Origin of the sequence: Shewanella algicola, from assembly GCF_014648035.1 — a bacterium.
Taxonomy (GTDB): domain Bacteria; phylum Pseudomonadota; class Gammaproteobacteria; order Enterobacterales; family Shewanellaceae; genus Shewanella; species Shewanella algicola.
The window spans coordinates 1-5,449 of record NZ_BMQI01000100.1; the positions used below are offsets into that span (position 1 = coordinate 1).

6 protein-coding genes are annotated in these 5,449 nt (G+C 38.2%); all 6 read right to left on the reverse strand.

Translation table 11 applies throughout. The features are described from left to right. Positions 1-336: ISAs1 family transposase (locus IEY42_RS21505; protein ID WP_188927238.1), on the reverse strand; the 336-nt coding region annotated here is incomplete at its 3' end. 175 nt (positions 337-511) lie between these two features. Beyond that, positions 512-940, reverse strand: coding sequence for a hypothetical protein (locus IEY42_RS21510; RefSeq protein ID WP_188927239.1), 429 nt, complete (start codon positions 938-940; stop codon positions 512-514). Between the two features lie 380 nt (positions 941-1,320). Beyond that, positions 1,321-1,764, reverse strand: a complete 444-nt coding sequence (locus IEY42_RS21515) for a hypothetical protein (protein ID WP_188927240.1) — start codon at positions 1,762-1,764, stop codon at positions 1,321-1,323. A gap of 37 nt (positions 1,765-1,801) precedes the next feature. Then, on the reverse strand, positions 1,802-2,560 hold the full coding sequence (locus IEY42_RS21520) for a hypothetical protein (protein ID WP_188927241.1): 759 nt from the start codon (positions 2,558-2,560) through the stop codon (positions 1,802-1,804). Positions 2,561-2,945: 385 nt separating this feature from the next. Then, a complete protein-coding gene (locus IEY42_RS21525; RefSeq protein ID WP_188927242.1) occupies positions 2,946-3,353 on the reverse strand; it encodes a hypothetical protein in 408 nt (135 codons plus the stop codon). Between the two features lie 53 nt (positions 3,354-3,406). Beyond that, on the reverse strand, positions 3,407-5,314 hold the full coding sequence (locus IEY42_RS21530) for an IPT/TIG domain-containing protein (RefSeq protein ID WP_188927243.1): 1,908 nt from the start codon (positions 5,312-5,314) through the stop codon (positions 3,407-3,409). Positions 5,315-5,449 lie beyond the last annotated feature (135 nt).

Consider the following 5,449-nt stretch of genomic DNA (forward strand, 5'->3'; position numbering starts at 1 on the left):
TGTCTTGCCGTCTATCGCGATAAGTTGACCTTGCGTTATTTCATGCACGGCTTGCATCCACTTAATGAAACACAGCCTAAATTGCTCGGGGTCAATGCGTGAGATGGTCCTCGCGATGGTGTCATCGACAGGGACACCATCACTTAAATATCCATGCTGTTGAAACCAATCAAGATGACCATCTGCGTAGTCACGGAGCTCGCTCCAGCCCTCGGCTCCTGCTATAACGCCACACAAGGTAACAAATAAAATATCTTCGAGAGGGTAAGTGATTTTAGCCGATTGACGAGTGTCGGTAAGCTCACTGAAAAAGGTTGTGAAGGCTTCAAGGTACATATTTTGCTCTCCTAAAAGAGAGAATAAGATCACAGCTAAGCCAAGGCGTCAAACAGATTGTGTGTCAATATCAGCAGCTCAAAAAACGTTCACGATCTCACCCTGGTTAAACATCCTATCCCTTAATCGACTTCACTTTTTTATTTTGCTGAAGAGCTTATTAATATTCTTAATGTTAACGAGCTCGTAGCTTCCAATGATTACCTTCTAAGCGGGTAAACGTAAAACCTGAGTTGCCATGGCCTTTGCCATTATTGTATGAATATATGTAATCGACATCAGCAAAATTTTGGTCTTCTAAGTTCACTATGACAATGCTTTCCAATATATAAGCCTCTTCACCGACTTCTCGCTCATACTTCTTTACGTAAGTAGAGAAACCTTTAGCTAAATGAGGGTGCTCATGCAATGACGGATCGATAAACGTTTTGAACAACTCAATATCGTTGTTTTTTAGTATTTCCCGGTAAATCTTACATTTATCAATAAAAATATTATCAGTAATACTATTCGCAACAAAATTATAATTACTATCGTCTGCATTTGATTCATATGACAAGCTAACAAGCAAAGTCAATATTAGCGATTTAACTACAATCTTCATGATTATTCTTTCCACATTACAATTGCTTGGCCGGTTGTTGGATCGAAGTAGCTACCATTCACCGGATTAGAAGCAGACTCTGATTTAACATTTAATCTAAGTTTAGTAAAAACTGGCTTCCTGGCTCGAAATCTACTTTAGCAAGGGATGTAATACCACTAACCACATCTACATGGAAAAATAATGATGCCATTTTTTATTACTTATATTTCAGGGCTATAACTGGCAAGGTTCATACTGATAACCATTTAAACTACCAGCTTAAAAAGTGTTTGGTTCATTGTTTACTTCCTTATAAAACATCACCCATTGTCCATTATTTTCGTATATTCATATATCAACAAAATTAGCCGACTAGCGGCTTGAACTCACACTTATTGTTAATCTAACTGATTTAGAAACGGTATATTGCAAAAGTCTGCTATTTGCTTGCCTAGAGATTGCATTTGATATAATCCTCCGAATTCAAACTTTAACGGTTCAGTTTGGGTGTGCATCACGATTAATAACTCGTAAGCACGACCGCCATTGCCACTACTTGCCCTACTGCGTAATTGCAGCGCTGCAATATTCCTGATGGGAATAACCTGCTGAGTTAATAAATAGAGAGAGCTGATTTTGATCGTGATTTGCTGGCTTTGAAGATCAAATGTCACTTGACGTTTTGCAAATGTAAAATGCCACCAGAGTAGCGCAAGAGTTGAGTACATGAACACTTCACTATATGTGTGCTGCGCTATTCCCGCGATGACAATTAAAAGCATGCAAGCAAACAGACAACTAAAAAATACTCGGGCAATAACGTGTAAACGAGTCTCGGCCATAACGGCCATCGTTGACGATAGTGGTTTGAAAAACATGTTATAAGCCTCCAATAAATTTCATAGAAAAGCAAAATAACAATATAAAAGGTAATGGGTATAACAGCCGAAATCCAATACGAACTTGCCAAAGTGGTTGGATAAACATAGACGGTGAATCAATGGTATTTTTCTGCTTAGCATTAGCTTTATGTTCATGCAAAGAATTAGAGTCAGGTATATCAATGGTAGAAATACTTTGAGAACCCGACTCTGCCAATGATGTGGCTAGCGCATGAGTATCTAAAGTATGGATGGTAGGGAAGTCAGTAACTTGCTCTCTTGCTGTAATATTAAAATTTTGTGAAATGAATAATACAAGCTCAGATGCATCTACAAGAGTACCAATCATATAGCTGGTACCGTTTAGTCTCATGCAGTATTGGCTTCTGTCATTAACATTATGCAGTAAGATTAATTCAGTTGACTGCAGTGACTCACAGTTATTTTTTTTACAGCAATAACCTAACAATTGTAATTGCACAAAACGTTGATTAGTTGCACAGTCAAGCACGAGATAATGTTGGCACAAACCCAACAATATTACCGTCGGCAATAATAATGCCACCACGGCTTGATAAAAAAATTGCTGGTTTCCATCAAGTGTTAACGCCATTAACACCGATGCACACAGTGGGATTAGCCCAAGAAAACAAGACACCTTACAAAAATAATGCCTTTTAGTGGCAATGCGTAATTGCCCTGGCAACCCTATTGGATTGATAAATTTATACTGTTTAGATAATTGAGAATACTGCATTTGTTATCCTTAACAACGATACGAAATATTCATTTAGAAATAGAACAACCAATTGATTTTATTTAACCAATCAGCAAAACAAAAATGTCATATATAACCATTTCATTTTCAACAACTATGATCATATTAAAAATTATTTTTATTGATCAAGCGTCGCTTATTGTTTGATATTTAATTATTAATCATGGTCATGATATTTGTTTTTTAGCGGTAAATGAGTCGCATCAAAAACAACGATAAGAGAGTGTTGTAGAAAAAATTAAGGCCAAAAAGCCTTCCGTGAGCAGAGTATTATCTTGACTCACCGGGAGCGTCCATATACGGCCATATTGTTATGTTGTTTACAGGCTCAAACATAACCTAGGATAGTAATATTGGAAGTTTCTTATGGTAATGATGATAAAAACCACCCATTTTCAGTTTGTATAAACTTACAACTCACTCTGGAGTTGTAGTTATCACCAACGACAGTAAGCTTCACTCTAGCTTGATTTAGTGCACCATATTTATCTTGTTTTGCTACACTTGCTTGCTGGTAAGTTATCTCACCTAATTCTATATTATTAATTTTTTCTTTCACAAACCATTTTTGATGAGCGCGTTGTAATACTTTAGCTGAACGTGCTTTTTCAGTTTCACTGGGGGTGAAAGGCATTTCTGCAATAAAATAATCCAGGTTTTGGGTTTCAATAAACTCAAACGTTGCCAAACAACGATCGCTCAATATGCTATCAACATTGGCTAGCAAGGAAGGTAGCCAAAATAAAGGTATAAAAGCAATATAACGTAACATCATCAATCCTTATGATGGGAGAGCATTAAATGCTCTCCCATAGCTATTTAAATTTACTCTTGTTGTAAATGTCTCAGAGGGTTAACTCTGCTCTTCACTCTCTTAGTTGTAGCACCAACATTAACCTGAAAGGATTTTACACTGTCTTTTAGCAGATCTCGACCTTCAAGTGCATCACCATTGACAGCAATGACATCTCCTTCAAATTCGATATAATAGGTACCAATTTCATCTTCGGCGCGAATACCAATCAATTTAACGACATGACTACCTGCACTTAAAGGCACTGAAATCGGACCAACCTTTCTCTGAGGACTCGATCCATCCATAATGACTTTGTCATCGATTACCAATTTAAAAATGTCGTCATTAAAATTACCATTATCGCCAAAAGTGATATCCAAGATATATGGGACGACAAATTCAAGACCATTACTGGTTTGATTATTTACCTCAACGGTAACATCGCCTGTAATAATATTATTAGGCACTGTCACGGTTAACTTACCTGATTCTACTTTAATAATACTGGCGACTATTCGTGTGCCATTTTGTCCTTTGAAAGTAACACGGTTTTTTGACTTTAAACTATCAAAACCAATACCTTCAATGATTATTTTATCGCCAGGTTGACCGGTATTCATTTTTAGTCTGGCTATCTCTAATCCATCACCGATACGAATATCTATAGGCGATGTGGTTTCCTCTCCTCTGTGCTCCACTTTGACGGAGATTGGGCCTACTGCATTTTCTAGAAAGCGGCCGGGAATGGTTACCTCAAGTAACGTTCCTTCTGGTGAGATATTGTCATGCTCAATACGCTCTACTAGCGTTGATGCATTTTTATCTTTTAAGAATGTAATGGGTTCTTCGTCATACCAATACCAACGAGCGTTGATGCCAAAGCCTGTCCCTATAATCGAGAGTGGTTTATCAACCGCCTCAGCCTTCATTATACTCGGTTCAATATCGACAATATTAAGCCCCCAAGTTACGGTGTAGTCCGCTTTTATTGGTACAAACATCATATCTTTGATCGTTTTTACTTGGTCTACAAGGATATCGGCTACCTGTGCACCTGTAATAATTGCATCTAACTGACCAACAAAAGGCGTCCATTTCCGTAGTGCAGCACCTGCTGCCATGGTGGCTATGTCTTGAGGTTTCACGCCTAGCTCCTGCAGTACCGCTTGAGTTATCGGTCCTAGCTTGCCTGCATTAGCTGGGTCGGCAAGTAATTCCACTTCATTTTTGTAAAATTCAATAGCAATCTGTTTGACAAAGTTTTCAATATCCTCATCGCTAACATCATCATCATCGTAAAGCTTCTCTGCTTCTTCAATCAGCTTTGGAGAGTATTGAATGATTAGTTTGGTGATGACCACCGGGTCAAAACCGGTGGGTTCATAGCCTACGCCAGTAAGAATAATGTCAAAAAACTTCAGTAAAATCCCATCAATAATGGTTCTAATAGCAATGCTTCGACGAGCTTTATGAATTTCACGGTCGTAATCCGTACTTCGAGCAAAACTAAACGGTGATGGCCCTACAGGATCTCCAACTCCAGGTGCTATCACTTGATATAAACAGTTCTGGTAAGGACATTCATTGTAATACTGGTCCTTTGACCAAAATTCTAGTCCAAGAAAAGTACCGGATTGAGGCCCCATCATATTTCCATCCCAGCCACTTTGCACATGCTTTCGGAGAGGATTACCTAGCTGATCAGGATCATATTCTCCATTTTCACCAAGTGGAATTATCATGGTACTTAAATATAGTTTTGTTCGGTTTTGAAGTTCAACACACCCATCATAATTGAGTTTATTTTTCTGCTCGTCACTAATATTTGAGTTTTCGGGGCAGCTAGGATCAGCAGGTAGCCAGTTATCTAGAAAATTTGTGGCTTCAAGTGAGTGGTCGAAATGGTCTGCACCATAATTGACTATACTAGGCTTCAAGCTACTACTGCTATTGACTTGTAATTGTTCTGAAGAGGCTGAGTGTAACTTTTGAGCCGGCACAGTATTAGCTTGACGTGGTTTAATTGATACGACTAACCCAGTTAAGACATAATTGATTTAACTGGAGATTGA

Coding starts and splice junctions, on each gene's coding strand:
- IEY42_RS21520 (WP_188927241.1), bottom strand. CDS start 2,560: ATGCAGTATTCTCAATTATCTAAACAGTATAAATTTATCAATCCAATA.
- IEY42_RS21515 (WP_188927240.1), bottom strand. CDS start 1,764: ATGGCCGAGACTCGTTTACACGTTATTGCCCGAGTATTTTTTAGTTGT.
- IEY42_RS21525 (WP_188927242.1), bottom strand. CDS start 3,353: ATGTTACGTTATATTGCTTTTATACCTTTATTTTGGCTACCTTCCTTG.
- IEY42_RS21510 (WP_188927239.1), bottom strand. CDS start 940: ATGAAGATTGTAGTTAAATCGCTAATATTGACTTTGCTTGTTAGCTTG.